Consider the following 24835-nt stretch of genomic DNA (forward strand, 5'->3'; position numbering starts at 1 on the left):
AATATGAATTTTGGCCTCAACCATGCCTCTGAAAACCAGAGGTGGATGCCTTTAAAGAAGTCATTTTGCTTAAAAACTATTCACAAACAGATACGTACCCTTCCCAAAGGCAGAGCACCCTGATGCTTGAATTTTACACGGATATGGTTATGTTTATTTACCAGTTATTTCAGGTTTTCGGCTTCACATAGGGCAGCATCTCATGAGCAGCACGGCGATTTTTGAACCCGTTGGACACGAATCGCTGGCTGAAGCAGTGGTTGCACAAGTCGAAGATCTGATCGCCTCGGGCATTCTAAAACAGGGCAGGAAACTACCCTCGGAACGCGACCTGGCCGAGATGCTGCGCGTATCGCGCCCAAAGCTGCGCGAGGCTCTTCAGGTTCTGGAAGAACGCGGTCTGGTCACTACACAGCATGGAGAAGGCACATTCGTAGCAGCCCTGACCGGGCAAGCCATGATGCCAGCACTTCTTGCACTGTATGAACGCCATGAACCTGCTTTCTTCGACTATCTGGAATATCGCCGCGAGCAGGAAGGGTTTGCGGCCCGCCTTGCCGCGCGCCGGGCAACCAAGGCGGACAAAGAGAGGATTTCAGAAATCCTCGACGAAAACGAGCGTGCGTGGCAGGAGCAGGACGCCAAAGCATCGCAAGAAGCGGATTTTGCGCTGCATTCGGCGATTGTCGATGCCAGCCAGAACGCGACCCTTATACACATGATGGCGTCGATCTACGAACTCACTCGCAAAGGCGTGTTCTACAATCGCGACTTTCTGCGCACAATTGACGGGACCGGCGAAAAGCTGTTGCAACAACACATTGAACTGGGCCGCGCGGTGATCGAAGGCGATGAGGAGCGGGCCGAAAAAGCCGCAACCGATCACATCGACTTTGTCGAGGAGTCCTTCAAACTTGGGATTGAGCAGCGGCGACGCGAAGCCATGGCCGAAAAGCGCCGGATTCTTTCACGCTGAAAGCTTGGCGGCCTGCTTGTCCTTCAGGCCGTGGACCGCAATAGCGCAACGCAGCAGCATGAAATGGAACATTGGCCGTGGGCGTCATGTCGGGCTGACAATAAGGGCGTGAGGTCAGATATCCTCTCCGGGCGGGTCCAGAAGACCACCGGGCTCCAACAAGGCCCGCTCAGACAGCCAGGGATTGAGTTCAAGCGCTTCAGACAGGGCCACGCGCGCGTCTTCAAGACGTTTCAAACCCAGTAAGGACAATGCGCGTCCGCTGAGTGCTCCGATATGGGTTGGCGACATTTCAATCGTGACATTCAAGTCCTGCAACGCAGCATCGAAATCCTGCCTGAGGTAATTCACAAATGCCCGCTGGTTGTAGCCTTCGGCGTAGTTCGGACAATAATCGACCAACTGGTTGAAGTCGTCCAATGCGCCCAACAAATCCCACGCCTCTCGTCGCGCCATTCCCCGATCCAGCAGGATCTGCGACCGGGCATCCGGCGCGTCTGTCCAGAGTTCCCACAATTGCTGAGAGATAACACGCGCGTCACTTTGCGATTCTGCCTTCTGGACCTGCCTGATAAGCGCATCCACCCCTTCAGTATGATCCGGTGCCGTTGGGCATGTCTCGGCGGTGACCGGGTACGAAAAGGCGATCAGGAGAAAAGTGGCAGCAAGTGTTCGCATCATGAAACAAGGGTGGGCTGTAAACCCGCCGGGTCAAGCCTGATGTTCAAATCCACCCAGCATACCGGTTTCCTTCACTGCCTCCATCGCCACAAAAGTCGAGGTATTGGCGACATGCGGCAGGGACGAGATTTTCTCGGCCAGGACACGGCGATATTCCGACATCGTGGCCGTGCGCACCTTCAAAAGGTAGTCGAAATTGGATGCGATCATATGCGCTTGCTCGACCTCAGCGGTTTTGCGAACTGCCGCGTTGAACTCGGCCAGTGCCTTTTCGCGGGTATCGGTCAATCGCACCTCGACGAAAGCAACGTGATCCAGGCCCAGCCGGATCGGGTCCAACATCGCCCGATATCCCTGGATCACTCCACTCGCCTCAAGCCTTTTGAGCCGCGCTTGTGTCGGTGATTTCGACAGTCCGATCTCGCGCGCAAGGTCAGCGACCGAGATACGACCGTCCTCGGCCAGAATTCTCAGAATCGACCGGTCGAACCGGTCCAGATCGGGAAAGCTCATTTACACTGCTATTAGCCACAATTTCAGAACACTCGACTTCAATTACATGAAATTCGGTCCGTTGTCCTGTTTTTTCCACCTTATATTACCACAAAGACCGGAGGACCCATGTCACACAGCCTGCGCACACTCATCGACACCCCAACCTATGCCGATCAGTCGGTTGTTCTCGATACCCTGATTTCTCAGGCAAGCCTGACGGAAGCAGATCGAAGCGCCATTAGCGCTGCGGCCGCGCAGCTTGTGCGCGACATCCGGTCCAGCACTTCGCCGGGCCTGATGGAGGTTTTTCTGGCTGAATATGGCCTGTCCACCGACGAAGGCGTCGCCCTGATGTGTCTGGCCGAGGCGTTGTTGCGCGTGCCGGATGCCGACACTATCGACGCGTTGATCGAGGACAAGATCGCGCCGTCCGATTGGGGCAAGCATCTAGGGCAATCCTCGTCATCGCTGGTGAATGCGTCCACATGGGCGCTGATGTTGACCGGCAAGGTGCTGGACGAAGGCAAAACATCTCCGGTCGGAGCATTGCGTGGCGCGATCAAACGGCTGGGTGAGCCGGTAATCCGCACTGCTGTCGCGCGCGCGATGAAAGAGATGGGTAGGCAATTTGTTCTGGGGGAAACCATTCACTCCGCCATGGAACGCGCGCGCGGGATGGAGGAGAAGGGTTATGCCTATTCCTATGACATGCTGGGTGAAGCCGCCCGGACCGAGGCGGATGCCGCGCGCTATCACCTGTCATACTCGCGCGCCATTTCGTCCATTGCCGAGGCTTGCACCCATGACGATATTCGCGCCAACCCCGGTATCTCGGTAAAACTGTCCGCCCTGCATCCCCGCTATGAACTGGCGCAGGAACAGCGTGTCATGGACGAACTGGTTCCGCGATTGCGTGCGCTGGCCCTGTTGGCCAAAGCCGCTGGCATGGGCCTGAACGTCGATGCCGAAGAAGCAGATCGTCTGTCGCTGTCGCTGCAAGTGATCGAGGCGGTGATGTCCGATCCGGCGCTCGCGGGATGGCACGGGTTCGGGATTGTGGTTCAGGCTTATGGCCCACGCGCTGGTCTGGTCCTGGATACGCTGTATAGCATGGCTGAACGTCACGACCGCAAGCTGATGGTGCGGTTGGTCAAGGGCGCCTATTGGGACACCGAAATCAAACGCGCGCAGGTTGAAGGCGTGGATGGCTTTCCGGTCTTCACCCACAAGGCCGCAACCGACGTGTCCTATATCGCCAACGCCCGCAAATTGCTGGGCATGACAGACCGGATCTATCCGCAATTCGCCACCCATAACGCCCATACAGTCAGCGCCATCCTGCACATGGCCGGAGATCAGCCCTACGAATTCCAACGCTTGCACGGCATGGGCGAGACCCTGCATCAGATCGTGATGGACAAGCAGAACACCCGTTGCCGCATCTACGCACCGGTCGGGGCACATCGCGACTTGCTGGCCTATCTGGTGCGGCGTTTGCTGGAAAACGGCGCAAACTCGTCCTTCGTCAACCAGATCGTGGACGAGGATGTGCCACCGGAAGAGGTTGCCGCCGATCCGTTTGTCGCGGTGCAGACGCCGCCGCCTGCATTGCCGACCGGCCCCGAACTATTCCAGCCCGAAAGACCCAACTCCAAAGGCTTTGACCTGCACCACACACCGACCCTGGATCAGATCGATGCGGCACGGGATCAGTTCCGCGCCCACCACTGGTACGCGCAACCTTTGCTGGCCAGCGACGCCAAGCCAGAAGCCGACGTGCCAGTGTTCAACCCAGCGCACCCTCAGGACAAGCCGGGCGCGGTGGCCGCGGCAAGCGCAGAGGATGTGGAGATGGCTCTGGCTTCGGCCAACCCTTGGGACGCCCCAGCTGCTGAGCGCGCGCGTGCTCTGAACACCGCTGCCGATCTTTATGAAACGCATTATGGCGAGTTGTTTGCGCTGTTGTCACGCGAGGCAGGAAAGTCAGTGCCCGATGCAGTGGCGGAACTGCGTGAGGCGGTAGATTTCCTGCGTTACTACGCGGCTAACATCCCTGCGGCCAAGCCTGCCGGGATTTTCACCTGTATCAGCCCGTGGAACTTCCCGCTGGCGATTTTCACCGGTCAGATTTCGGCAGCGCTGGCCACAGGAAACGCAGTTCTGGCCGCCCCTGCACCGCAGACACCCCTGATTGCGCATCGCGCCATTCAATTGCTGCATGAGGCAGGCGTGCCACGCGATGTGCTGCAATTGCTGCCGGGTGGGCCGGTCGTAGGCGCGGCGCTGACGTCGGATCCGCGCGTGTCGGGCGTTGCCTTCACCGGGTCGACAGCCACTGCGCTCAAAATCCGGAGAGCGATGGCCGGGTCCATGCGTCCCGGCACGCCGCTGATCGCGGAAACCGGCGGCCTGAATGCAATGATCGTCGACAGCACCGCCTTGCCTGAACAAGCCGTGCAATCCATCATTGAAAGCGCCTTCCAGTCGGCAGGCCAGCGCTGTTCCGCACTGCGATGCCTGTATCTGCAAGAGGATATCGCCGATGACGTTCTGACCATGCTCAAGGGGGCAATGGAAGCGTTGAGCGTTGCAGATCCATGGCTGATCTCGACCGATTGCGGCCCGGTTATCGACGAACAGGCCCGGCAGAGCATCGCCGACCACGTGGCCAAGGCGCGCGGTGAAAAGCGGGTTCTGAAAGAGCTTCCGCTTCCACCCGAAGGCACCTTTGTTGCCCCAACTCTGATCGAGATTCCTGGCATCGCCGCGCTGGAGCGCGAGATTTTTGGCCCCGTGTTGCATGTGGCACGGTTCAAGTCGCAAGAGATCGACAAGATTATCGCCGATATCAACGCCACCGGATACGGGCTGACTTTCGGCTTGCACACACGGATCGACGACCGGGTGCAACATGTGACCGAGGCTATCCACGCGGGCAACATCTACGTGAACCGCAACCAGATCGGCGCCATCGTCGGTTCGCAACCCTTCGGTGGCGAAGGTCTGTCTGGCACCGGCCCCAAGGCTGGTGGACCGAACTATATGGCCCGGTTCTGCGCGCCAGACCGTCAAAACTCGGTGGACACATGGAGCGCCGTGGCTGATCTGCCTGCTGCGCAAGGACAACCTGCACCTGTCAAAACCCAATCTCTGCCCGGTCCGACAGGTGAATCGAACCGTCTGAGCGAATACCCGCGCCCGCCCTTGCTGTGCATGGGGCCCGGAGAGACTGCAGCGCGCGCGCAGGCCGAGGCCGTACACGCGCTGGGTGGTACCGCCATTCAGGCAACGGGGATGCTTGATCTGCACCGGTTGGAAAACCTGACCGGCATCTCGGGCGTGTTGTGGTGGGGAGACGACGAAACCGCCCGGCAGATCGAGCAGCATCTGGCCCGCCGCGACGGTCCGATTCTGCCGCTGATCCCCGGCAAACCCGACCGCGCCCGTGTTCTGGGCGAACGCCATATCTGCGTCGACACGACTGCTGCGGGCGGAAACGCTGCGTTGTTGGGAGGTGCGGCATAAGCTTGCCTTGACGCTGGGCGCACAAAAGCCCAGCGTCACACCATGTTTCCGATCCGCGACCATAACCCCTCGGGGCGCACCCCTTATGTTGTCTACGCTCTGCTGGCGGCCAATATCCTGATCTTCCTCAGCTATGTGGGGATCATGGATGACGGACCGCGGATCGGCAGGCTGTTTTTCGACTACGCCATCATCCCTGCGCGTGTCAGCGACGGGTTCGGGCTGGAGACCCTTGTGACGTCCATGTTCCTGCACGGAGGATGGATGCATCTGGCCGGGAACATGCTGTTCCTGTGGATCTTCGGCGACAATCTGGAAGACGAAATGGGCCACTTGCCGTTCTTGCTGTTCTATCTGGCGGCCGGGGTCGGCGCGGGCCTGATCCACATCATCACCGGCCCGGACTCTCAGGTCCCCACCGTTGGAGCCTCGGGGGCTATTGCAGGCGTGATGGGTGGCTATCTGCTACTGTTCCCGAAAGCACGGGTGGATATCTTGCTGATCCTGATTGTCTATTTCAGGGTCTTCACCATTCCTGCCTTCATCATGCTGGGCGTCTGGCTGGCGATACAGTTTTTTGGCAGCGTCACCAGCAATCCGGACGAAGGCGGCATCGCCTATTGGGCCCATACGGGTGGGTTTGCTGTGGGCCTGATCCTCTGCATACCGCTTTGGCTGAAGCGTGGAGGAGTGCAGTTCTGGGATCGCACCCAAGGGCACCCGCCTCACCCGGAAGCCAAGTACAAGCTTTCGCAGTCACGCATCCCGCGTGTTCCGCGTCGATAGTGTCGGGCAAAGGGGCGTTCAGCCCCGGATCACTTTGGCGAACTGATCAAAGATTGGTTCGTTCGAACAGATCACTTCACCATCTTCCAGCACACTGCCCTCGGGGTTCAGTGCCTGCACGAAGCCACCTGCTTCTTTCACGATGATGATACCGGCAGCCAGATCCCAAGCGTTCAGGCGGCGTTCCCAGAAGCCTTCATACCGGCCAGCGGCCACATACGCCATGTCCAGCGCCGCAGCGCCCCAGCGGCGCACACCGGCGCAGGCGGGCATCAGACGCGCCAGATCCTGCAAGGTCGCCGGCAGATCCGAACGACCGCCAAAGGGCAGGCCGGTCGCGAAGACCGATTCAATCATGCGGTGGCGGCCCGACACGCGAATGCGGGTATCGTTCATCCATGAACCTTCGCCTTTTTCGGCAAAGAACATCTCGTCCTTGGCGGCATCATAGATCACGCCTGCAACGATCTTGCCTTTATGCTCCAGCGCGATGGAAATCGCCCAATGCGGCAGGCCGTGCAGAAAGTTGGTTGTGCCGTCCAGCGGATCGACGATCCAGCGGCGGGTCGGGTCTTCTCCATCAATGGAGCCGCCCTCTTCGGCCAGCCAGCCATAAGTCGGACGCGCGCCCAGCAGTTCTTCCTTCAGAATGGCTTCGGCGGCGATATCGGCCTTCGAGACAAAGTCACCGGCGCCTTTCATCGACACCTGCAAATTCTCGACTTCACGGAAATCTTTGACCAAAGAACGCCCCGCCTTGCGCGCGGCCTTGATCATGATGTTGAGATTTGCACTGCCAACCATTGTCAAAAGGCTCCTGTCCGGTCAAACCGCGCGTATACTGCCGCAATGCGCCCTTGCCAAGAGGAATGATGCGCATATCAGACCCGCAGGAAACGCCGTTACTGGGATTGCAGCTTACGCGCCTCTTCCCGGGCCAGCTTCACCAGTTCCTGCACATAGGGTTTCTCCAGATCTTCCGACCGGACCGCTGCGTACAGGCGCCGTGTGATGCCTTCTTTCGTCAACGGTCGGGTGACGTAGTCCGAGTTGTATTTGACCTCGCGCACGACCCAATCCGGCAGGACCGAAATCCCACGGTTTGACGCCACCAGCAGCAGGATGACGGCAGTCAGTTCCACCTGTCGGATCGTTGCGGGTTCAACCCGTGCAGGGATCAGCAACTGGCTGAACACATCCAGACGCGTGCGTTCCACCGGATAGGTGATCAGGGTTTGGCCGCGAAAATCCTCGGCCTCGATAAAGCCCTTCTTGGCCAATGGATGGGCCGACGCTGCCACAAAAACGGCATTGTAGTCGAACAGCTCAACAAACTCGACGCCCGGAAGGTTTTCGGGGTCGGACGAGACCACCAGATCGACCTCTTCCTTCTGCAATGCCGGAAGGGCGTCGAAGGCCAGACCTGGGCGGATATCGACGTCCACGTCGCCCCAGGATTTTCTGAAGGATTCAAGCACCGGAAACAGCCATTCGAAACAAGCGTGGCATTCAATAGCAATATGCATCCGCCCGGTGCGCCCATCCCGCAGAGATGAAAACTCGTTCTGAGCAGCTTCAACCTGTGGCAGAATCTGTTCCGCCAGCCGAAGCAGGCGCAACCCGGCGGCTGACAGCTTCATGGGTTTTGAACGGCGCAAAAACAGCTCAACTCCGGCCTGATCCTCTAACCCTTTGATTTGATGACTCAAAGCAGACTGGGTAATGTTCAACTGGTCCGCAGCACGGGCCAGCCCACCGCATTCATGGATCGCCTTGATGGTACGCAGGTGCCGGAATTCAATGTGCATTTCAAACAGCATTCATGTTGTTGTTGAGTAATATGAGTTTGTTTCACATTGCCCGTCATGGCACAAGGGGCACAGTTGATCCAGCGAGGCTGCAATGTCGAAACCTGAAATTTCATTCGAGTTCTTTCCGCCCAAAACTCTGGAAGCCTCTTTCCGTCTTTGGGACACGGTTCAGACATTGGCCCCATTGGACCCTCGCTTCGTGTCCGTCACCTATGGCGCTGGCGGCACGACACGTGAACTGACGCGCGACGCGGTTTCAACCTTGCATAAATCGTCGGGCCTGAACGTGGCTGCACATCTGACCTGCGTTGATGCTTCGCGTCAGGAAACGCTGGAAATCGCCGACACGTTTGCACGGGCCGGTGTGCAGGACATCGTGGCCCTGCGCGGTGACCCGCCGAAAGGTCAGGACAAATTCGTGCCGCACCCCGACGGGTTCGCCAGTTCTGTGGAACTGATCGAATCGCTGGCCGAAACCGAAATGTTCAGCATCCGCGTCGGTGCCTATCCCGACACCCACCCCGAGGCTGCAAACATGGCAGCCGACGTAGACTGGCTGAAAGCCAAGCTGGACGCGGGCGCAGATGAGGCGCTGACGCAGTTCTTCTTCGAGGCCGAAACCTTTTTCAGGTTCCGTGACGCATGTGCCAAGGCCGGCATCGACAAACCGATCGTGCCGGGCATCCTGCCGATCGAGAATTGGGCGGGTGCCCGCAATTTCGCCAAACGCTGTGGCACGCATATTCCCGTGTGGGTCGAACAGGCCTTTGAAAAGGCCGTGCGCGACGAACGTGAGGATCTGCTTGCTACGGCAATCTGCACCGAGCTGTGTTCGGACCTGATAGACGGTGGCGTGGACAAGCTGCATTTCTATACCTTGAACCGCCCGGAACTGACGCGCGATGTCTGCTTTGCACTTGGCATCACACCACAGGTCGAGCTGGAAAACGTCGCCTGAGGCCCAAAATCCCCAACGATTCGCTCGGGTTAGGTATACACCCGGGCGAATTTCTTTTCGGCGGGTGTGAACTGTTTCACATTTGCGCTCGCAAAATGGCGCCTTTACGAGACAATTGAATCTTACCATCGTGATTGTTGTCACCAGCCCCTCAAATCATCCTCGAAATTTGACAAAACTATGACTGCGGCAACACTGGAAGAGTGTAGTTTGTAAAGAGTGTTTTGAGTATGGAACCTGTCGATAAAGTGCGGGCACGCACAGATGCGTTGGCGGATCTTGGATTGACGCCCTGCGCCGGTTCCCATGAAATCAGGGAAGCCTGGAGGCAAATCGCCTTCCATTCGCATCCCGATCACAAAGATGGGGACAGTTCCGGGTTTTCGCGCGCCAAGGCGGCCTATGATTTTCTGCGCAAAGAAGGGTTGGCAACAAAAGGTGGTGCCAGTTCCGGCCCCCCGCAGCCGCGCCGCCCAAGATTGAAAAAGCGCATCATCGAACTCCCGCAGGAAGATATTGCCGCCTGCAAGGCAATGCTGAATCCCGACCAGGCGTTGCCGCATATGCACAACGAAGGGAATGTTCAGGAAGTATCTGATGCATATGTTTCAGACCACGTTCCCGATGCGGTCGGTTGTTACGGGCGGCATCTGACCTATTTTGTAACCACGCCCGTGCATCACGGAGCAAATCGCGTGGCCTTGCCAACGACCGTCCTGTCCAGCGCGCGCCGCACCGAGGCTGAAATCCTGAGCTTTCAATCCAAAGATACCGGCGCCGGGGAAGTGGTTATTCCCGATACAATCTGCGAACGTAAGTTTCCGGGAGCCAAGAGTGTACGGATCAGGTTTGATGCTGATCAGGACATTCGGGATCAATTCTGGCTTGCAAGGTAATGACCTAAGCCCGACTGAACCAGCCGGGCTTAGGTCTTTTGGCGCCGGATCAGTTTTTGACCGGGCCTTCTGAAGTGAATTTCGGGATCACGTTGGTCGAGGCATCGCTCGGCTCGATACCCGGCCAGTTTCCTTCGGCAAGATTGATGTTGCCCGGGATGTCTTCCTCAAAAAATCCAACAACCACGTCGGTAATGTTGAGATACAGCTTGTCATCCACGATCCGCCACAGGTTCGGGTTTGCCGGAACCTTGCCGCCGCGCGACACGCCGTACGCGCAGTGCCCATCATATTGCGGTGCGTAATATGCTGGGTTTTCCAGGAATTTGGTACGGTTTTCCTCGGTCGCAAAAGCCCAGGTTGCACCATTGTATTCCGCCGTGATGTCAGCATTACCACGCACACCTTCCGGCTGCGCCTGGCCAACTGCCGCCTGATCCAGGCCGCGATAAGCAACGACATCATAGCCCGATACGGCAAAGCCGGTGCCGTCCACATATTGCGGGCCGGCAAATGCCGGAACGGCCAGGGCCATGGCCGCAACAAGGGTCAATGCAAAGCGTTTCATGTAGTCTATCCTTTTCGTGTCAACTGTATCGGTGACGCCGTATTGGCAAGTCTGGGAAGACAATATGTGATTCCCTTGCTGATCGTAGCCCTCCTAACGCCGCTGTGACCCCGCACGAGAAAATGTGAGGGGCTGATCGTGGATTATTACAGATTTGGCCGGATAAACTGGGTTGGACTCTGCAGACTGCAACATTAGCTGTAATGCAGCCGTGGGCACGGCAACGACGTAGGCAAGAAAGGCAAGAGATGAGCGACCAATCCTCGTACACCCCTCCAACGGTCTGGACATGGGACAGTGAAAGTGGCGGACAATTCGCCAACATCAACCGGCCGATTGCCGGTGCCACCCATGACAAGGACCTGCCGGCCGGGCGGCATCCACTTCAGCTGTATTCACTGGCTACTCCCAATGGTGTGAAAGTCACCGTTATGTTGGAAGAGCTATTGGCGCTGGGACATGAAGGTGCCGAATACAACGCCTGGCTGATCAATATCGGCGAAGGTGATCAGTTTGGGTCAGGTTTTGTGGGTGCCAACCCGAACTCGAAAATCCCCGCGCTTTGGGATCGATCAGGTGAAGAACCCGTTCGCGTCTTTGAAAGCGCCTCGATCCTGTTCCATCTTGCTGAAAAGTTCGGAGAGTTTCTGCCCGCGTCCGGGCCGGAACGGACCGAGGTCATGAACTGGGTCTTCTGGCAGATGGGCAGCGCGCCTTATCTGGGAGGTGGCTTCGGCCATTTCTATGCATACGCGCCAGAAAAATGGGAATACCCGATCAACCGTTTCGCGATGGAGACCAAACGCCAGCTGGACGTTTTAGACCGCGAACTGGCGAATAAGACCTTCATCGCGGGTGAAGATTATTCCATCGCCGATATGGCGATCTGGCCATGGTATGGTCAACTGGTTTTGGGTCGCCTCTACAGTGCCGCCGAATTCCTTGACGTTGAATCCTACAAAAACGTCATGCGCTGGGCCAAAGCGGTTGACGCGCGCCCTGCGGTACAGCGTGGCCGCATGGTCAACCGCGCCTTTGGAGAGCCGCACACGCAACTGCACGAGCGCCACGACGCCAGTGATTTTGAAACCCGCACGCAGGACAAATTGGAAGCGGCAGCGGAATAAACACATCCCAAGTGCAACAACACGCGGCGCAATTGGCGCCGCGTGTTTGCGTTTGGATGGTTATTTCAGAATGGGTGGGTTGTCCGGGTTGCTGCCGGGGGCTTCACGGATCGTCTCGGCAATTTGAGGCTCGGGCAGGTCAAATCGAAGACCCACCTTGGCCAACAGCGCGGCCGCAGCCTCGCTTGCGGTGAAAAACCCGACATCCATCGCGCCTGCCTCGATCCCGGAAAAGGTCAGCGCCTCGGACGCGGCCTTGGCCAAAGCGGGCTCAGCCCCCTCGACTACATCGACAAATCCCAACAGATGGCTCTGCGCACCTGCTTTGGATTTGGTGGCTACCAGATAAGCGGCACTGGCAAATCCGCCAGCAGTTGCCAGCTTCGCATCCAGCGCAGTCAGCAAGTTGTCCGGCAGACCAGCGGGCGGCAAGAACTCGGCAATCTCTTCCTCAACCACTTGCGGGCTGTGGCGCAACGTTTCAGCCAACCATTCCAGGGCTTCTGCCGGGACCAACATCGATGACGGTGCGGTTTCCAGATTCAGACCCAGCCCAATACCCTGCCCCGATAGCATCCCTGAAAGCACACGACCCGAAAGCGCCACATAAGGCACAGGCCGTCCGGCAAACTGCGCCAGCCGGTCCTCGCGGTCGAAAACCAGCACGAAGCGCCCGTCGGCCACATTGAACAATTCGGGCGAGATGTTCTCGTCCCGCGCTTCTTCGGTCAGCATCAGAAACAGCTCGCTGTCCGCGAGCCGTTCAAAGAAACGCAGCCGGGCGGCATCATTTTGCGGGTCCGCCTGCATTGCGGCATGCGCCGTGTCCAACGCCGTGGTTTCAGTCATTCAGCACCTCTTGAACCCGCGCACGCAAGACCGGCAGCAGTTCAGCTTCGAACCACGGGTTTTTCTTCAACCATGCCGTATTGCGCCAGGACGGATGAGGCAAGGCAAAGACCCGCGGCGCATGGTCCTGCCAGTTGCAAACGGTGTCGGTCACCGACCCGCGTGAGCCAAGATGAAATTTGTGTGCATGACCTCCGACCAGCACAGTCAGTGGCACCTGCCCCAGATCCTGCATCACGCGATCATGCCAGGTCTTGCGACATATCGCGGGCGGAGGAAGATCCGCATTGCGCGCATCATACCCTGGAAAACAGAACGCCATCGGTACAATCGAAACCCTGTCACGATCATAAAAAATCGTTTCATCAATCCCCAGCCAGTGCCGCAGCCTGTCGCCGGACGGGTCGGTAAAAGGCCGCCCCGACTCGTGCACACGGGCGCCCGGAGCCTGTCCCGCGATCAGGATGGGTGATTTGGCCCGAAACCAGACCACCGGGCGCGGCTCGTGCGCGGTTTCTGTTTGCGCGAACCTGTCGGCGCACAAGCGGCACGCGCGGATTTCCTGACGTAAACTACTCATCTGATCGCGAAGGCTCCTGTCCATCCGGACTATTGTTGGTTGGTCAAACAGATAGTAATGACCCGACGCAGCACCAAGAGAGTAGAATTCTCAGCGACATCCAGTCGGACATTCACAAGCAATTCCGGGACGCATTGATCATTTGTTTCATAATTCGACATAATGTAGCCAACATGGGTCGGTAAAAATAACCCTTTGTGGCCGCCCGCAAGTGCGACAACACGACTAAAACGAGCAGCAGACCGCGAATGCTAGAGTTCGACAACGTCAGCAAATCCTTCTGGACCGGAACACGCCGCAAGGTGATTCTGGATCGGGTCTCTTTTCGGGTCGAATTGGGTACCTCGCTGGGTGTTCTGGCTCCGAACGGAACCGGAAAAACCACACTGATCAACATGATGGCCGGTCTGGAAAAACCTGACGAAGGCGTGATCCGCCGTGAATGTCGCGTATCGTTTCCCATGGGATTTACCGGCGGCGTGGCGGGGAAACTATCGGCGCTCGAAAACGCGCGCTACATCGCCAAGATCTACGGCATGGACCCGGACTATATCGAGGCCTATTGCAAGTGGCTTTGCGGTTTGGGCGAATACTTCGACCAGCCCCTGGCCACCTATTCCTCTGGGATGAAATCGCGTTTCACCTTTTCTTTGATGCTGGCGCTGGATTTCGACATGTATCTCATCGACGAAGGAATGCCTGCGTCAACAGACGTCGAATTCAATGAAAAGGCAGGGTCGATCCTGAAGGAAAGGTTGCGCACAACGACATTGGTGATCGTATCGCACAGCCCATCCGTGTTAGAGAAATTCGCCCAGCAGGCCGCCGTTCTTCTGGACGGGCAATTGTATATGTTTGACTCCTTGGAAGAGGCAAAGCAGCTCTATGACTACGAAACCCAAGGTTAGAAAATACAACTGGCGCCGCAAACGTCAGACGGAAGATTCGGCCGAGGCGCGATCGGACGCGATCTCGCGCATTCGCAACGCGACGCAGGGCCCTTCCGCCGCTGGCGAGGCACAGCCCGGGACGCAACTGGACGACATCAAGCGCGAAGGTCTGACCGGGCGCCAATTGCGTATCGCACGACGTCTGGCGCAGAAACACGGTCTGGCCGCCACATCGGACTATGACGCGGTGCGGTTGCTGCGCAAAAAGGGTGTCGACCCCTTCCAGCGGACCAATCTTCTGGACCTTGCCGCCGCAAAACCATCGGAACACAGTGACAAACCGAAGGACAAGATAAACGTTCAGCTGCCGCAGGCTATGGGTGCAGGGAAAACAAACCTGCCCGGGCCCGAGCTCAGCCCGTCCGAACGGCGCAATCTTGAAATCGGCCAGATCCAAAAAGACATCGCCCGCCGCCGCAGGCGCAAATTGTTTGGCTTGTTTGCCCGATTGGCAGCTTTTGTGTTCCTGCCAACCTTCGTTGTCGGGTTTTATTTCTACCGCATCGCCACCCCGATGTATGCCAGCGACTCCGAATTCTTGATCCTTCAAGCGGACGGCGGACCGGGCAATATCGGCGGTCTGCTCGCCGGTACGCAGTTTGCGACCACTCAGGACTCGATCTCGGTCCAGTCCTTTCTGGAATCGAAAGAGGCTTTGCTGTTGCTGGATCAGGACTCCGGGTTTTCTGATGTCTTCAAGCAGGAATGGATCGACCCGATCCAAAGGCTGGCCCCCGATGCCACGCTGGAAGACGCCTATAAACTATTCAAACGCATGATCACCATCGGTTATGACCCAACCGAAGGGGTCATTCGGATGGAAGTTGCCGCACCAGATGCGCAAACATCCACCGAATTTTCCGAACGTTTAATCTCGTATTCTGAAGACAGGGTGAACGCCTTGTCCGGCAAGAAGCGCGAAGACCAGATGCGCGACGCACTGCAAAGCTTTGAAGCGGCGCAGGAAGCGCGGCGACAGGCTCAGGAAGAGTTGATTGAGCTTCAGCTTCAAGGGGCGGTTCTGGACCCTGAAAACGTCATCGCCAGCTTGCGCGGCCGCATCAACGAAATCGAAATACTGGTGCAGGACAAAGAGCTTGAACTTGCCGCCCTGCAAGACAACCTGCGCCCGAACAAAGCAAAGGTCGATGGCGTCAAGGCGGATATCGCCCGTCTGGAAAAGGTGCTGGAGGAACTGAATGCCGAGATGCAGGATGCCTCTGCCGGCGAAAATTCGCTGGCGCGGCTGAGCGTGCGCATCCAGATCGCACAAGCGGATCTGGCGGCGCGGGATATGATGCTGCAAACAGCAATGCAGCAAATGGAATCGACCCGGTCCGAAGCCAACCGGCAGGTGCGCTATCTGACCGTCTCGGTGAATCCTATTCCCAGTCAGGAGCCCAGTTATCCGCGCAAGTTCGAAAATACGATTTTGGCATTCCTGTTGTTTGCTGGTATCTACCTCATGATCTCGCTTACCGCGTCGGTCCTTCGTGAACAGGTATCCTCATAAGACTCATGAAACATGTAAAAATCTCCGACCTGACAGTCGGCAACGACCTTCCGCTCACCATCATTGCAGGCCCTTGTCAGCTTGAAACCACCGACCACGCGCAAATGATTGCGGGCAAGATGAAAGAAGCCTGTGACGCAGCCGGGGCGCAATATGTCTTCAAGGCGTCTTATGACAAAGCGAACCGAACCTCTTTGTCGGGCAAGCGCGGCATGGGTCTTGATGCGGGGCTGCAGGTTCTGGACAGCATCCGCAAGACGATGGGTATCCCGGTTCTGACCGATGTTCATTCCGAGGCGCAGTGCGCCATCGCCGCCGAGGCGGTCGATGTGTTGCAAATCCCAGCGTTCTTGTGCCGTCAGACGGATATGCTGTTGGCTGCGGGCAAAACCGGTGCCGTCATCAATGTGAAAAAGGGCCAGTTTCTTGCTCCGTGGGAGATGCCCAATATCGTTTCCAAGATCGAAAGTACGGGAAATCAGAATATCCTGCTGACTGAACGAGGCACCTCGTTTGGGTATAATACGCTAGTGGCCGATATGCGGTCCCTGCCGCAAATGGCCCAGACAGGTTACCCGGTGGTGATGGACGCGACCCATTCCGTGCAACAGCCCGGTGGCCAGGGCGGATCTTCCGGTGGCCAGCGGGAATTCGCTCCGGTCATGGCTCGTGCTGCGGTTGCTGTAGGTGCCGCTGCGGTATTCATGGAAACCCATCAGGATCCGGACAACGCGCCCTGCGACGGACCCAATATGATCTACCTCGACCAGATGCCTCAACTTGTTGACACATTGATGCGCTTTGATGCGCTGGCTAAAGCAAACCCTATTCAAATCTAACGATTGAGACTTGTTATGACCAAACCCCTCCCCGAGGTGACGCCCAACACCTGGAGCTTTCTGCGCGACGCAATGATCAAGCCCACCGGGTTCCGCGAATATGACGCCCGCTGGAAATACCCTGAAGAGATCAACCTACCCGGAATGACTGCGCTGGGACTTGGGCTGGGTACTCAAATGCGCAAGCGCGGGATTGAACCCGTGATCGCAGTCGGCAACGACTATCGCGATTATTCTCTGGCGATCAAGAATGCCCTGATCCTTGGCCTGATGCAGGCTGGTATTCAGGTTAGGGATATTGGCCCGGCAGTCAGCCCCATGGCCTATTTCGCACAGTTTCATCTGGACGTGCCTGCCGTGGCAATGGTCACCGCCAGCCACAACCCGAACGGTTGGACCGGGGTCAAAATGGGCTTTGACCGCCCGCTGACCCACGGCCCGGATGAAATGTCCGAATTGCGCGACATCGTGCTGAATGGCGAAGGTCTTGTACACGAGGGTGGATCATACGAGTTCGTTGACGGCGTGAAAGAAGCGTATATCGACGATCTGGTCGGCGACTTCAAAATGTCCCGCCCGCTGAAAGTGGTTTGCGCAACCGGGAATGGCACCGCCTCGGCCTTCGCGCCCGAGATATTCGAACGGATCGGGGTCGAGGTCGTGCCAAGCCATAACCGGCTGGACTATACCTTCCCCAACTACAATCCGAATCCCGAAGCCATGGAAATGCTGCACGACATGGCCGCCGCGGTGAAAGCCAGCGGCGCTGATATGGCGCTGGGGTTTGACGGGGACGGCGACCGCTGCGGCGTTGTCGATGATGAGGGTGAAGAGATTTTTGCTGACAAGGTTGGCGTGATCATGGCCCGTGATCTGGCCAAGCTGTACCCCGGATCGACCTTTGTGGCAGATGTGAAATCCACCGGTCTGTTCGCCAGCGATCCCGAATTGCAGGCCTTGGGCGTTAAGGCGGATTACTGGAAAACCGGCCACAGCCACATGAAGCGGCGGGTCAAAGAAATTGGGGCACTGGCTGGTTTCGAAAAGTCAGGTCACTACTTTTTGGCCGAACCGGTCGGGCGCGGGTATGACTGCGGCATGCGTGTCGCGGTGGAGATCTGCAAGCTGATGGACCGCAATCCGGATCAGAGCATGTCGGACCTACGCAAGGCTCTGCCCAGGACATGGTCCACGCCCACGATGTCGCCCTATGCAGCCGACACCGAGAAATACGACATCCTGCAGCGACTGGTCGAAAAGCTGGTTGAAAAGGGCAATGCCGGCGAGAGCATTGCGGGCCGCGCAATCAAAGAGGTGGTCACTGTGAACGGCGCACGCGTCATACTGGACAACGGCAGCTGGGGTCTGGTTCGGGCATCGTCCAATACCCCCAATCTTGTGGTCGTCTGTGAAAGCAGCGAAAGCGAGGCTGAAATGCGCGCCATCTTCGCCGATATCGATGCCGTCATCCGAACTGAACCCGGTGTTGGCGATTACGACCAAACGATCTGAGGATAACCGCTTGGGGCATACCCTGATGCCCCAAGCACGCTAGTTGCTCAATCGCCGCCAAACAGTTTGAGCAGACCTTTCTTCGCCTCATCTTCAAGCTTGTTCTTGATCGCATCTTCGATCTGATCACTGTCGGTGATCGTCGTATCCAATTCGTCCCCGACCTTTTCAAAGACTTTCTGTTTGGCATCGTCTTCCAATTCCTTGACCTTCACATCCGCAGCCGCCTCAATGACTTTGGTCAGGTCCGGCTTGATTGACGGGCCACTCCAAGGACCAACGATGCGAACAGGCACCGAGATCCCCTGTCCGGAGTTGGCCCGCAACGCGACAGGCGTGAAAAGGTAATCGATATTGCGAGCGCCCAGATTCACAGTTCCGGCACCGTCTGCACGGAAGTTCTTCAGCGACATGAGCAGATCGTTGTTCGTCAAAACGCCCTGTTCGATGGTGAAACTGGCCGTAAGGCTGTTGAACACGGTTGTCCCACCTGACCCGGTGCCCTGACCCATCAGCCGATCCAGGTCGAAACCGGAAATCACGCCGGCCCCGACATCCAGACTTCCATTGCCGCTGAGGGACCGCATGATCTGATCTTCGGACTGACCAACGCCGAGAAATTCAAACGCTCCGGCAGCAGTTCCCGACAGGCGCTCGACCCCGGCCATTGTTGTCAGTGCCTGCTTCAGGTCGATCCCACTGGCCTTCACATTGCCGCCCACGGACAGGCCGTTACGGTTGTTAGCGACCACTTGCCCGTTCAACTGGCCGGAAAACAAGGTGGCTGGATGCATTTCCAGAACAGCCCGTGACCGGTCCAGCGACAGGGTCAGGTCGCTTTTGCCGAATGTCATTCCGGGCACGGCGATTGAGCTTGCTGTCAGGCGGATCTTGCCGTCTGCCAGCGCCAGAGCGGACGCGTCGATAGGGTCTTGCGACCATCCTTCCGGTGCAGGCGCGTTGGTCTGAGACGTTCCGACTGGAGCCGTACCTGTATCGGAAATCCTCGACAAATCCAGATCACCGGCATCCAAACGGGCCACAACCCTCGGCGGATCAGAGATTGTGATATCCACCTCACCTTCAAACCGGTTGTCATCCAGCCGCGCTGTCATATCTCGCAACGAAATTCGTCCGTCCTGAGTATAAGTCATATGCGCGGCAATATCGGCAGTTTTGCCCAGTCCGGGCGGGACAGCCGTGCCGGCCTGACCAAAGGCGGCAAGCATCGCTTCTGTGTCCCGCGTCACAACCTTGGTTGTTCCATCCATTTCACCATTAAGATTGACGCGCCCGTCAAAGCCGATCTCTCCACCCGGTGCCGTTAACGCCAGCTCCAGACCAGTTACGGACCCGGAGGCGAAGGCAGGCAGATCCGGGATTTTCAGGTCAACGCGAACCGAACCGCCGGGTACCGGCATGGCGGCTTCCATCACCATAGGTGCTGTGACGCGAGGCCAGCTTGCTGACAAGGTTACATCAGAAAAATCCATCTGAGAAACACCGTCTTCCAAATAGATCAGCCGCGCGTTTGTCAATTGCAACTCTTCCAAAGTAACGGTCGCCGACGCATCCGCAGGCACTGCCCCTTCGGATGACACTGTGGCCGCGGGGGCCGCCGATGCGCTCAACTCCCAATTTCCTCGATCTTGGGAACGTTCCAAACGCAGCACCGGGTTTTCCGCAAAAACCCGTTTTATCTGCAGATCACCCTTCAACAGCGCCGCCGCATCCACCCCCACGGCAAGACTATCAGCACTCAACATAGGCTCTGGTCCGGCCCAGCTGGCGTTCCCGAAACGCACCGGCCCGGATTCCATCCCCAGCACCGGCCAGAACGATATGCGCACATCGCCGGTAAGTGTCAGATCACGCCCAGTCTGCGCCTTCACCTGCTCGGCCAGGATCGCGGCCAGCTTATCCCCCGGCATCAGCAGCAGCGCGCCAATAATCAGCCCGACCACCGCCACAACAATAAACAGGATGCGCATCAGCCATTTCATATTCCGCTCTCCGCCTTTTGGCTTATCTTTGCCGTGATCATTCAAATCACACGTCACATTTGCAAGGGGAAGCTTTCCCCACTATATGCCGCGCATGACGACAAACCCGCCAAACCTCCGCCCCGACCTGGCGCCTGCCGCCCGGATCACCGAGACGCCCCTATCGAACCAGCCGACCATCGGTATGGTGTCGCTGGGCTGCCCGAAGGCGTTGGTCGACAGTGAGCGTATTCTGACCCGATTGCGGGCAGAAGGATACGGCATTTCACCCGATTATTCCGGGGCCGATGCCGTCATTGTGAACACCTGCGGGTTCCTTGACAGCGCCAAGGCGGAATCGCTGGACGCGATCGGAGAGGCGCTGGTGGAAAACGGCAAGGTCATCGTGACCGGCTGTCTGGGGGCCGAGCCGGAATACATCCGCGAGCACCATCCCCGCATTATGGCTGTCACCGGCCCGCACCAATACGAACAGGTTCTGGATGCGGTACACGCCGCTGTTCCGCCTGATCCTGATCCGTTTGTCGATCTGTTGCCCGCCAGCAGCGTCCAGCTAACACCCCGCCACTACAGCTATCTGAAAATCTCCGAGGGCTGTAACCACAAATGCAAGTTCTGCATTATCCCCGACATGCGCGGAAAGCTGGCCAGCCGCCCAGCCCATGCGGTTCTGCGCGAGGCGGAAAAGCTGGTCGACAATGGCGTGCGCGAGCTGCTTGTGATTTCGCAGGACACCTCGGCCTATGGGCTGGACCGGAAATACGATGTGAACCCCTGGAAAGACCGCGAAGTGCGCAGCCATATCACCGATCTGGCGCGTGAACTGGGGCAGCTCGATGCCTGGGTGCGGTTGCACTACGTGTATCCCTATCCACATGTAAGGGAACTGATTCCACTGATGGCAGATGCCGGATGCAACGTCCTGCCTTATCTGGATATTCCGTTCCAACACGCCCATTCAGACGTTCTGAAACGAATGGCCCGTCCGGCCGCGGCCGCCAAAACGCTGGACGAAATCCGGGCTTGGCGCGACATCTGCCCGGATATCACCCTGCGATCGACCTTTATCGTTGGCTACCCGGGCGAGACCGAAGCCGAATTCCAGACCTTGCTGGATTGGATGGACGAGGCGCAACTGGATCGCGTCGGTTGTTTCCAATACGAAAACGTGGATGGCGCACGCTCGAACGACCTGCCGGACCACGTTCCGGTCGAAGTCAAGCAAGAGCGCTGGGATCGCTTCATGGAAAAGGCACAGGCCATCTCAGAAGCCAAGTTGCAGGCGAAGGTCGGACAGACGCTTCAGGTGATCGTGGATGACGTGGACGACGAGGCCGCCACTTGCCGCACCAAAGCAGACGCGCCCGAGATTGACGGCAACCTGTTCATTGATGAAGGGTTCGAAAACCTCAAGCCCGGTGACATCGTCACAGTCGAAGTGGACGAGGCCGGAGAATATGATCTGTGGGGCAAGCCCGTCTAAGGTCTGACAAAGCCTCCGACACACGTCACATGGGCAAAGCGTGAAGCGAGTTTATTGGCAGAACACGCGGCCAGACCCGATCTTAGACTGAAAGCCAAACACGGAGGTTTTCATGTCTCGTATCTTAAAGCTTGGCCTGAACGGCGTGGTTTTCCTGATGGCTGCGCATTTCGTTGCCACCCCCGTTTACGCCCAGCCCACGCAGGTCGGTTCGGCTGGGTTCGTTGCGGTTGGCGGCAAACACTTCAGCTTTCATAAAAACGGCAACCATAAGATCAAAAGGTATTATGTGGCGCCGAAAGCCAAGTCACATGGTAAGCACCCCAGGGTGTATATTAAAAAGCCGGCTCCGGTTTATCGATACTACACCCCCAAACAGCGTGTGATCGGGCATATCCCCTACCGATCGGTCAAACGACACAATCTCAAGTCGTTCAAATTCAAGCATTCCTACGGCTTCAAGAGGCACTAAGGCGTGGGGTAACAGAAAAACCGATCATCAACCCGATGGTTCGAATGCAGCAGGCATAAAATAACCGCCATGGATGGCGGCTTTTATCCCTCAAATGGTGCAGGCGGTCCGCATCCGGACCGCCTGCGAAAAGCTTATTGAGTAACCGGGTTGCAGACAGTCTGGCCTGCTTCGGTTGTGGCCAGCTCATAGCCACCCGGGCAGCTTGGTGTGCCGGCTTTGTCATAGCTGGGCTGAACGTAAACAGGTGTCGGTTCTTCCTGCTGCGCACAGGCAGTCAGGATCAGAGCAAATGCGCCAACGGCAGCGAGTTTCAGTTTCATGTCCGTCAATCCTTTATTACTTTTCTGATATTGCCCAGCTTTTCGGGGCCGGGTTCAGAATACGGGCTGAACAACAATCTGGCAACTGAATCAATCACGTCTTTGTGAGACACAGCGAATCCATGCCAATTCAGGCTCGTTGCGATGATCTGTGCGGCCATATTGCTATCCTTTTGGTTATAGCGCCCTAAAGTGTTGCAGCGATATCAGCCAAAGACGGAGAAGCCACATGTCAGACGCACCCATCATTGCTCAGAAATCACCCTTTCCGGTCGAGGTAGTCGAAGGGAAAACCTATTTCTGGTGCGCCTGTGGAAAATCCAGCCGCCAGCCGTTTTGCGACGGGTCGCATAAAGGAACCGAATTTGAACCTGTGAAATACACCGCAGATACAACGAAAAAGGTTTTCTTTTGCGGATGTAAACACAGCTCGAAATCGCCATTGTGCGACGGAACGCACAGCGGGCTTTGATCAGGCTTTCAATCCGTTCAAAGTATCTGCATTCGCGCAAAAATCCGGAGCAGTGGTCACCGGGCCTTGCTGCCGGGCCAGCCAGTGTTCGCATTGCACGTCACAACCCGCAGCGCGACACCGCGTGACAAGCTCAGCGTATTGTTCCGGCGACAGACGCCCTTCGGCCATCGCCTCGGTCATTGAAACGCCCATACAGCGCGAAACAGAGCGTGTCAGCCAGAAGTGCCTTTCGATTTCCCCCAACGCGATCTGAGGCATCAAGCGTGCTCCACCTGCTGGGATTTGAGAGCTGCGAAGTACTTTCGATTCGGGCACGTACACGGGGCCATTTCAACCTGCTCGCGCCGTTCGAGCCATTCAGGACAGTCTTTGGCCCAAGCACAGCCACGACATTGCTGAACGATTTCCGCCCATTCTTCTTGATTCAGATGACCATCCCGATAGGCCGCGGCCAAATCGGTTCCGGTAGCCTGACCCATACGTAGTACAAGACGCAGATGGGTCATGATTTCGCCCAGATGTGGCATGGCAAACCTGTATGTTAAGGCATGAGATTGTGAAGCAAATCCTGGTTTCGGCAGTATTCGGGCGTACGCCGTGCAGATACCGCATTGTTCAGGAGATTCATGCAATGATCCGGGTTCGGACAGCCAGTACAGCGCAAAACAGCGTCAGAAATCTGATCCACGGAAACGGAACCATCAATGGCGGCTTCCTCAAGGTCAATGTCCAGCATTCTGGCCATATCGTCCACCAGTCCGGCATGCAGCCGCAGGGTCTCTTGGGTGGGCATGCTGTTTCCTTTCCCTTTCGCGCTTTGTCAAAAGGGTAGCGAATCCGCGGGATCAAACATTGACTCAGGTCAAGATTGGACGCCGATGTGGTCCAGATAGGCTCGGGTGGCGTCCTGAACCCTGCGAAAGCGATCCCCGCCCAGTTTCTTGCCGCCGTACCACCGGGTGACAATGATCACATGATTTTCCAACCCGGCACGTTCGATCATCCGCAGGATCACCATGCCCGCGCCGCTTTCCCCGTCATCAGCTTTCAAGGCACCCGTCGGCAAAATCGCGGCCCAGGTGTTATGGGTGGCTTTGGCGTAGCTCTTGTCCGATTTCAGATCGTCCAGCACCGCATCGATTTCAGTCCGCGAGGTGACACACGCCCCGGACACCGCATATTTCGACCCGCGATCCGACAGGATGACGCCCAGACGTGCAAGTTCGGTCATTGGGCCAGACCCAGTTGCCTGGAGGTTTCAAGCACGATCTGAACGCGCTGCGCGTTTGGTGGGTGAGTTCCCAAAAAACGGTCACCAGGGTCCGGGATACGATCAAAGAACTTTGCCCCGACCAGAGGGTTGTAGCCCGCGTTGTACGTGATGATGGTTCCCAACTGGTCCGCCTCCAGTTCAAAGTCTTTCACATAGGCCTGAACGCCCGTTGCTGCACCTACCTTTTGCGCCTCTTCTATGGCGGCTGCGTCGCCTCCACGCAACTGTTCTACCCTGCCAAATTCTGCTGCACTAGCGCTAGCGATTTCACTCTGCCGCGCGATATGCCCCAGCACGTGGTGGGCTGCTTCATGCCCCATGACAAAGGCCAACTCATCGGCGTTTTGTGTTGAACCAATCATCGAGCGGGTAAAAATAATCACCGGTTGCTGTTTATCATCAAGCGTCTGAAATGCATTTGCAGGCGCACGCGGGTTCAGATCGACAAAAATTCGAAAGTCGCAGTTCTGCCCGACCGTCTGTTTCAGGCACTGGTTGCGGGCTTCCGCTCCGATGGCCTGGCTGACTTCACGAAAGGCCTGCGCCATGGCGTCGGCCCCCGGCTCTTCCCCTTGCCAATCCTCGGCGGGCAACACACGCAGAGCTCCCTCTCCGCACGCTACAATCGGCGGGAACAGCAGTAAGATTAACCATCTGCGCATTTTACATCCTTCAGACTGAATGCCCCGAAATTCAAAATAGTGCCACCTTCCCTAAGGGGCCACACCTAGCAACGCAAC

Annotated in this window: 28 protein-coding genes; 13 read left to right on the forward strand and 15 right to left on the reverse strand. The window is 57.4% G+C overall.

What is annotated here, in order from left to right; all coding sequences use genetic code 11:
- Positions 1-202: 202 nt before the first annotated feature.
- Positions 203-976 (forward strand): FadR/GntR family transcriptional regulator, encoded by a 774-nt coding sequence (locus ACR0K5_RS05090; RefSeq protein ID WP_480628625.1) that lies wholly within the window; start codon positions 203-205, stop codon positions 974-976.
- 114 nt (positions 977-1090) lie between these two features.
- Here the strand turns inward: ACR0K5_RS05090 and ACR0K5_RS05095 are convergent, their stop codons facing one another.
- Together ACR0K5_RS05095 and ACR0K5_RS05100 are read right to left on the reverse strand one after the other, a co-directional pair.
- A complete protein-coding gene (locus tag ACR0K5_RS05095) occupies positions 1091-1654 on the reverse strand; it encodes a tetratricopeptide repeat protein (protein ID WP_480628759.1) in 564 nt (187 codons plus the stop codon).
- Between the two features lie 33 nt (positions 1655-1687).
- Positions 1688-2170, reverse strand: a complete 483-nt coding sequence (locus tag ACR0K5_RS05100; RefSeq protein WP_480628626.1) for an Lrp/AsnC family transcriptional regulator — start codon at positions 2168-2170, stop codon at positions 1688-1690.
- Positions 2171-2278: 108 nt separating this feature from the next.
- On the opposite strand from ACR0K5_RS05100, the gene putA reads away from it, so the two are divergent.
- Both putA and ACR0K5_RS05110 read left to right on the forward strand, forming a co-directional pair.
- Positions 2279-5677: a bifunctional proline dehydrogenase/L-glutamate gamma-semialdehyde dehydrogenase PutA gene (gene putA / locus ACR0K5_RS05105; protein ID WP_480628627.1), complete on the forward strand. Its 3399-nt coding sequence runs from the start codon at positions 2279-2281 to the stop codon at positions 5675-5677.
- A gap of 42 nt (positions 5678-5719) precedes the next feature.
- The gene (locus ACR0K5_RS05110) at positions 5720-6463 is read left to right on the forward strand and encodes a rhomboid family intramembrane serine protease (RefSeq protein ID WP_480628628.1); all 744 of its coding nucleotides are present in this window, start codon (positions 5720-5722) and stop codon (positions 6461-6463) included.
- Between the two features lie 18 nt (positions 6464-6481).
- Here ACR0K5_RS05110 and ACR0K5_RS05115 read toward each other — a convergent pair whose 3' ends face one another.
- A complete protein-coding gene (locus tag ACR0K5_RS05115; RefSeq protein WP_480628629.1) occupies positions 6482-7267 on the reverse strand; it encodes an inositol monophosphatase family protein in 786 nt (261 codons plus the stop codon).
- Between the two features lie 98 nt (positions 7268-7365).
- Positions 7366-8271 carry a LysR family transcriptional regulator gene (locus ACR0K5_RS05120; protein WP_480628760.1) on the reverse strand — a complete coding sequence of 302 codons (906 nt, stop codon included), beginning with the start codon at positions 8269-8271 and terminating at the stop codon, positions 7366-7368.
- A gap of 94 nt (positions 8272-8365) precedes the next feature.
- Here ACR0K5_RS05120 and metF point away from each other — a divergent pair, with 94 nt between their 5' ends.
- Positions 8366-9232, forward strand: a complete 867-nt coding sequence (gene metF, locus ACR0K5_RS05125; protein WP_480628630.1) for a methylenetetrahydrofolate reductase [NAD(P)H] — start codon at positions 8366-8368, stop codon at positions 9230-9232.
- Positions 9233-9462: 230 nt separating this feature from the next.
- Positions 9463-10128, forward strand: coding sequence for a J domain-containing protein (locus ACR0K5_RS05130; protein WP_480628631.1), 666 nt, complete (start codon positions 9463-9465; stop codon positions 10126-10128).
- A 49-nt stretch (positions 10129-10177) separates the two neighbouring features.
- Here ACR0K5_RS05130 and ACR0K5_RS05135 read toward each other — a convergent pair whose 3' ends face one another.
- Positions 10178-10696 (reverse strand): YHS domain-containing (seleno)protein, encoded by a 519-nt coding sequence (locus ACR0K5_RS05135; protein ID WP_480628632.1) that lies wholly within the window; start codon positions 10694-10696, stop codon positions 10178-10180.
- A gap of 248 nt (positions 10697-10944) precedes the next feature.
- Between ACR0K5_RS05135 and yghU the strand changes: the two genes are divergently transcribed.
- Entirely contained in the window at positions 10945-11823 is an 879-nt protein-coding gene (yghU, locus tag ACR0K5_RS05140) for a glutathione-dependent disulfide-bond oxidoreductase (RefSeq protein ID WP_480628633.1), read from the forward strand.
- Positions 11824-11883: 60 nt separating this feature from the next.
- Here yghU and ACR0K5_RS05145 read toward each other — a convergent pair whose 3' ends face one another.
- Positions 11884-12672 (reverse strand): SseB family protein, encoded by a 789-nt coding sequence (locus ACR0K5_RS05145; RefSeq protein ID WP_480628634.1) that lies wholly within the window; start codon positions 12670-12672, stop codon positions 11884-11886.
- The gene (locus ACR0K5_RS05150) at positions 12665-13276 is read right to left on the reverse strand and encodes a uracil-DNA glycosylase family protein (protein WP_480628635.1); all 612 of its coding nucleotides are present in this window, start codon (positions 13274-13276) and stop codon (positions 12665-12667) included. The genes ACR0K5_RS05145 and ACR0K5_RS05150 overlap by 8 nt, the downstream gene beginning before the upstream one ends.
- 224 nt (positions 13277-13500) lie before the next feature.
- Between ACR0K5_RS05150 and ACR0K5_RS05155 the strand changes: the two genes are divergently transcribed.
- The 4 genes from ACR0K5_RS05155 to ACR0K5_RS05170 are packed head-to-tail and all read left to right on the forward strand — an operon-like array spanning position 13501 to position 18066.
- Positions 13501-14160 carry an ABC transporter ATP-binding protein gene (locus tag ACR0K5_RS05155; protein ID WP_480628636.1) on the forward strand — a complete coding sequence of 220 codons (660 nt, stop codon included), beginning with the start codon at positions 13501-13503 and terminating at the stop codon, positions 14158-14160.
- A complete protein-coding gene (locus tag ACR0K5_RS05160) occupies positions 14138-15715 on the forward strand; it encodes a KpsE/RkpR family capsule polysaccharide export protein (RefSeq protein WP_480628637.1) in 1578 nt (525 codons plus the stop codon). Before ACR0K5_RS05155 ends, ACR0K5_RS05160 begins: the two co-directional genes overlap by 23 nt.
- Before the next feature lie 5 nt (positions 15716-15720).
- A complete protein-coding gene (kdsA, locus tag ACR0K5_RS05165) occupies positions 15721-16554 on the forward strand; it encodes a 3-deoxy-8-phosphooctulonate synthase (protein ID WP_480628638.1) in 834 nt (277 codons plus the stop codon).
- A gap of 15 nt (positions 16555-16569) precedes the next feature.
- Positions 16570-18066, forward strand: coding sequence for a phosphomannomutase/phosphoglucomutase (locus ACR0K5_RS05170; RefSeq protein ID WP_480628639.1), 1497 nt, complete (start codon positions 16570-16572; stop codon positions 18064-18066).
- Positions 18067-18113: 47 nt separating this feature from the next.
- Here ACR0K5_RS05170 and ACR0K5_RS05175 read toward each other — a convergent pair whose 3' ends face one another.
- Entirely contained in the window at positions 18114-20069 is a 1956-nt protein-coding gene (locus ACR0K5_RS05175; RefSeq protein ID WP_480628640.1) for an AsmA family protein, read from the reverse strand.
- A 94-nt stretch (positions 20070-20163) separates the two neighbouring features.
- On the opposite strand from ACR0K5_RS05175, the gene rimO reads away from it, so the two are divergent.
- Both rimO and ACR0K5_RS05185 read left to right on the forward strand, forming a co-directional pair.
- Positions 20164-21552, forward strand: coding sequence for a 30S ribosomal protein S12 methylthiotransferase RimO (rimO, locus tag ACR0K5_RS05180; RefSeq protein ID WP_480628641.1), 1389 nt, complete (start codon positions 20164-20166; stop codon positions 21550-21552).
- A 112-nt stretch (positions 21553-21664) separates the two neighbouring features.
- Positions 21665-22024: a hypothetical protein gene (locus ACR0K5_RS05185; RefSeq protein ID WP_480628642.1), complete on the forward strand. Its 360-nt coding sequence runs from the start codon at positions 21665-21667 to the stop codon at positions 22022-22024.
- A 134-nt stretch (positions 22025-22158) separates the two neighbouring features.
- Here ACR0K5_RS05185 and ACR0K5_RS05190 read toward each other — a convergent pair whose 3' ends face one another.
- Together ACR0K5_RS05190 and ACR0K5_RS05195 are read right to left on the reverse strand one after the other, a co-directional pair.
- Positions 22159-22347 carry a hypothetical protein gene (locus tag ACR0K5_RS05190; RefSeq protein WP_170346096.1) on the reverse strand — a complete coding sequence of 63 codons (189 nt, stop codon included), beginning with the start codon at positions 22345-22347 and terminating at the stop codon, positions 22159-22161.
- Between the two features lie 5 nt (positions 22348-22352).
- Positions 22353-22508: a hypothetical protein gene (locus ACR0K5_RS05195; protein WP_480628643.1), complete on the reverse strand. Its 156-nt coding sequence runs from the start codon at positions 22506-22508 to the stop codon at positions 22353-22355.
- A 68-nt stretch (positions 22509-22576) separates the two neighbouring features.
- On the opposite strand from ACR0K5_RS05195, the gene ACR0K5_RS05200 reads away from it, so the two are divergent.
- On the forward strand, positions 22577-22819 hold the full coding sequence (locus tag ACR0K5_RS05200; RefSeq protein WP_480628644.1) for a CDGSH iron-sulfur domain-containing protein: 243 nt from the start codon (positions 22577-22579) through the stop codon (positions 22817-22819).
- On the opposite strand, the gene ACR0K5_RS05205 is transcribed toward ACR0K5_RS05200, so the two are convergent.
- From ACR0K5_RS05205 to ACR0K5_RS05225, 5 genes are all read right to left on the reverse strand, one after another.
- On the reverse strand, positions 22820-23080 hold the full coding sequence (locus tag ACR0K5_RS05205) for a DUF6455 family protein (RefSeq protein ID WP_480628645.1): 261 nt from the start codon (positions 23078-23080) through the stop codon (positions 22820-22822).
- The gene (locus ACR0K5_RS05210; RefSeq protein ID WP_480628646.1) at positions 23080-23349 is read right to left on the reverse strand and encodes a DUF6455 family protein; all 270 of its coding nucleotides are present in this window, start codon (positions 23347-23349) and stop codon (positions 23080-23082) included. Before ACR0K5_RS05210 ends, ACR0K5_RS05205 begins: the two co-directional genes overlap by 1 nt.
- Before the next feature lie 14 nt (positions 23350-23363).
- A complete protein-coding gene (locus ACR0K5_RS05215; RefSeq protein ID WP_480628647.1) occupies positions 23364-23615 on the reverse strand; it encodes a DUF6455 family protein in 252 nt (83 codons plus the stop codon).
- A 69-nt stretch (positions 23616-23684) separates the two neighbouring features.
- Positions 23685-24053, reverse strand: coding sequence for a YigZ family protein (locus ACR0K5_RS05220; RefSeq protein ID WP_480628648.1), 369 nt, complete (start codon positions 24051-24053; stop codon positions 23685-23687).
- A complete protein-coding gene (locus ACR0K5_RS05225; RefSeq protein WP_480628649.1) occupies positions 24050-24757 on the reverse strand; it encodes a M48 family metallopeptidase in 708 nt (235 codons plus the stop codon). The genes ACR0K5_RS05220 and ACR0K5_RS05225 overlap by 4 nt, the downstream gene beginning before the upstream one ends.
- Positions 24758-24835 lie beyond the last annotated feature (78 nt).

It is taken from the genome of Ruegeria sp. AB9 (assembly GCF_056542585.1).

What these genes read in the sequence shown, in the direction of transcription:
- ACR0K5_RS05090 (WP_480628625.1), top strand. Translation starts at nt 203, where the DNA reads ATGAGCAGCACGGCGATTTTTGAACCCGTTGGACACGAATCGCTGGCT.
- ACR0K5_RS05095 (WP_480628759.1), bottom strand. Translation starts at nt 1,654, where the DNA reads ATGCGAACACTTGCTGCCACTTTTCTCCTGATCGCCTTTTCGTACCCG.
- ACR0K5_RS05100 (WP_480628626.1), bottom strand. Translation starts at nt 2,170, where the DNA reads ATGAGCTTTCCCGATCTGGACCGGTTCGACCGGTCGATTCTGAGAATT.
- putA (WP_480628627.1), top strand. Translation starts at nt 2,279, where the DNA reads ATGTCACACAGCCTGCGCACACTCATCGACACCCCAACCTATGCCGAT.
- ACR0K5_RS05110 (WP_480628628.1), top strand. Translation starts at nt 5,720, where the DNA reads ATGTTTCCGATCCGCGACCATAACCCCTCGGGGCGCACCCCTTATGTT.
- ACR0K5_RS05115 (WP_480628629.1), bottom strand. Translation starts at nt 7,267, where the DNA reads ATGGTTGGCAGTGCAAATCTCAACATCATGATCAAGGCCGCGCGCAAG.
- ACR0K5_RS05120 (WP_480628760.1), bottom strand. Translation starts at nt 8,271, where the DNA reads ATGCACATTGAATTCCGGCACCTGCGTACCATCAAGGCGATCCATGAA.
- metF (WP_480628630.1), top strand. Translation starts at nt 8,366, where the DNA reads ATGTCGAAACCTGAAATTTCATTCGAGTTCTTTCCGCCCAAAACTCTG.
- ACR0K5_RS05130 (WP_480628631.1), top strand. Translation starts at nt 9,463, where the DNA reads ATGGAACCTGTCGATAAAGTGCGGGCACGCACAGATGCGTTGGCGGAT.
- ACR0K5_RS05135 (WP_480628632.1), bottom strand. Translation starts at nt 10,696, where the DNA reads ATGAAACGCTTTGCATTGACCCTTGTTGCGGCCATGGCCCTGGCCGTT.
- yghU (WP_480628633.1), top strand. Translation starts at nt 10,945, where the DNA reads ATGAGCGACCAATCCTCGTACACCCCTCCAACGGTCTGGACATGGGAC.
- ACR0K5_RS05145 (WP_480628634.1), bottom strand. Translation starts at nt 12,672, where the DNA reads ATGACTGAAACCACGGCGTTGGACACGGCGCATGCCGCAATGCAGGCG.
- ACR0K5_RS05150 (WP_480628635.1), bottom strand. Translation starts at nt 13,276, where the DNA reads ATGGACAGGAGCCTTCGCGATCAGATGAGTAGTTTACGTCAGGAAATC.
- ACR0K5_RS05155 (WP_480628636.1), top strand. Translation starts at nt 13,501, where the DNA reads ATGCTAGAGTTCGACAACGTCAGCAAATCCTTCTGGACCGGAACACGC.
- ACR0K5_RS05160 (WP_480628637.1), top strand. Translation starts at nt 14,138, where the DNA reads ATGACTACGAAACCCAAGGTTAGAAAATACAACTGGCGCCGCAAACGT.
- kdsA (WP_480628638.1), top strand. Translation starts at nt 15,721, where the DNA reads ATGAAACATGTAAAAATCTCCGACCTGACAGTCGGCAACGACCTTCCG.
- ACR0K5_RS05170 (WP_480628639.1), top strand. Translation starts at nt 16,570, where the DNA reads ATGACCAAACCCCTCCCCGAGGTGACGCCCAACACCTGGAGCTTTCTG.
- ACR0K5_RS05175 (WP_480628640.1), bottom strand. Translation starts at nt 20,069, where the DNA reads ATGAAATGGCTGATGCGCATCCTGTTTATTGTTGTGGCGGTGGTCGGG.
- rimO (WP_480628641.1), top strand. Translation starts at nt 20,164, where the DNA reads ATGACGACAAACCCGCCAAACCTCCGCCCCGACCTGGCGCCTGCCGCC.
- ACR0K5_RS05185 (WP_480628642.1), top strand. Translation starts at nt 21,665, where the DNA reads ATGTCTCGTATCTTAAAGCTTGGCCTGAACGGCGTGGTTTTCCTGATG.
- ACR0K5_RS05190 (WP_170346096.1), bottom strand. Translation starts at nt 22,347, where the DNA reads ATGAAACTGAAACTCGCTGCCGTTGGCGCATTTGCTCTGATCCTGACT.
- ACR0K5_RS05195 (WP_480628643.1), bottom strand. Translation starts at nt 22,508, where the DNA reads ATGGCCGCACAGATCATCGCAACGAGCCTGAATTGGCATGGATTCGCT.
- ACR0K5_RS05200 (WP_480628644.1), top strand. Translation starts at nt 22,577, where the DNA reads ATGTCAGACGCACCCATCATTGCTCAGAAATCACCCTTTCCGGTCGAG.
- ACR0K5_RS05205 (WP_480628645.1), bottom strand. Translation starts at nt 23,080, where the DNA reads ATGCCTCAGATCGCGTTGGGGGAAATCGAAAGGCACTTCTGGCTGACA.
- ACR0K5_RS05210 (WP_480628646.1), bottom strand. Translation starts at nt 23,349, where the DNA reads ATGCCACATCTGGGCGAAATCATGACCCATCTGCGTCTTGTACTACGT.
- ACR0K5_RS05215 (WP_480628647.1), bottom strand. Translation starts at nt 23,615, where the DNA reads ATGCCCACCCAAGAGACCCTGCGGCTGCATGCCGGACTGGTGGACGAT.
- ACR0K5_RS05220 (WP_480628648.1), bottom strand. Translation starts at nt 24,053, where the DNA reads ATGACCGAACTTGCACGTCTGGGCGTCATCCTGTCGGATCGCGGGTCG.
- ACR0K5_RS05225 (WP_480628649.1), bottom strand. Translation starts at nt 24,757, where the DNA reads ATGCGCAGATGGTTAATCTTACTGCTGTTCCCGCCGATTGTAGCGTGC.